We start from the raw sequence: 1,216 nt of genomic DNA, 5'->3' as shown, positions 1-1,216 counted from the left end.
GGCGGTGTGGAGCGCGTCGGGATCCCCCCACTCGTCCGCGGTGCCGGCGGGGATCCGCCCGTAGCCCTCACGGAAGCGACGCTCGAGATCCGTCACCGAACGCAGGGTACGACGGCGGTGTCGCCCGACGACGGTCGACGGGGGTCAGTCGGTGAGGTCCCAGAGAAGCCGGTAGTGGCGGGTGCGGTCGGGATCGGGGCCGATGCCGTAGGCGGCGAGCAGCTCGTCCTCCCAGCCCGGTCCGTAGTTCCACCCCGTCGACCACGTCGCGACGGCGAGGTCGGCCCAGCGGTCGCCGATGCCCATCCGGCCGAGGTCGACGTGCCCGGACCAGCGGCCGTCCTCGCCGATGAGCGTGTTCGGTGCGCACGAGTCGGCGTGGCAGACGACCAGCCGGTCGACCGGCGGCGGCTCGGCGACGATCGCCATCGCCTCGTCGACCGTCAGGTGCCGGTGCGACGGGTGCCAGTGGGCGGGGTCGACCAGCCCGGCGTCGGCGCGGGCCCGAGCCCGACCGAGCCGCTCCTCGGCGGTCCACGTGAACGGGCACCTCGCGACGGGCAGCGACTCGTGGAATGCTCGCAGTCCCTCGCCGATCGCACGGACGGCGACCCGGGGCGACGCCTTCCAGCGCTCGGCCACGGCGGTGGTGCCGTCCAGCGCCGCGGTGAGCAGCCAGGTCGAGCCGTCATCGGCGGTGCCCGCGTCGAGCACCTCCGGAACGGGCGTGTGGGGACGAGTCCATCGCAGCCGCTCGGCCTCCTCGAGCAACCACAGCGCGCTGCCCGGCGGCAGCGTGCTGCCCGGCGGCGCCCACTTCAGGAAGCGTCCGGCTCCGACGATCTCGAACGTCAGCCCGCCGAGCTCGTTCTCCCAGACACAGCGCACGGGCGAGTCACCGACGACGGCCGTGACCGCCGCAGGCGGGCCGACGTCATCGATCGGCGCGCCGGCAGGAGACCACTCGTCGACACGGCCGGCGTCGACACCGGCGGAGGCATCGGTGGTCCGGTCGGTGCTCGTCCGGGTCGCGACCTCCTCGACCGTCCGGTGGCGTGACGCCTCGGCGCGTCCTCCTCGAGTGATCCCGATCGATTCCGACGTCGCACGGGCCGAGCGCCGCGACCGTCGACGGCACCGGTCGGGATTCGCTGACCCGGGTGACCCGGAGGTGACGGTTCAGGTGTGGAAGGGCATGCGCTGGTCGAGGGGGGCG

At 73.9% G+C, this 1,216-nt stretch carries 1 protein-coding gene; it reads right to left on the bottom strand.

Annotation, left to right across the window (positions count from 1 at the left end):
- Window positions 1–144 precede the first annotated feature (144 nt).
- Entirely contained in the window at window positions 145–888 is a 744-nt protein-coding gene (locus ACOOHC_RS00090; protein WP_420450186.1) for a phosphotransferase, read from the bottom strand.
- Window positions 889–1,216 lie beyond the last annotated feature (328 nt).

Origin of the sequence: Ilumatobacter sp. (genome assembly GCF_965215205.1) — a bacterium.
Taxonomy (GTDB): domain Bacteria; phylum Actinomycetota; class Acidimicrobiia; order Acidimicrobiales; family Ilumatobacteraceae; genus Ilumatobacter_A.
Note: the sequence above shows the minus strand (reverse complement) of the source record. Positions and strands in the feature narration are given on the sequence as shown.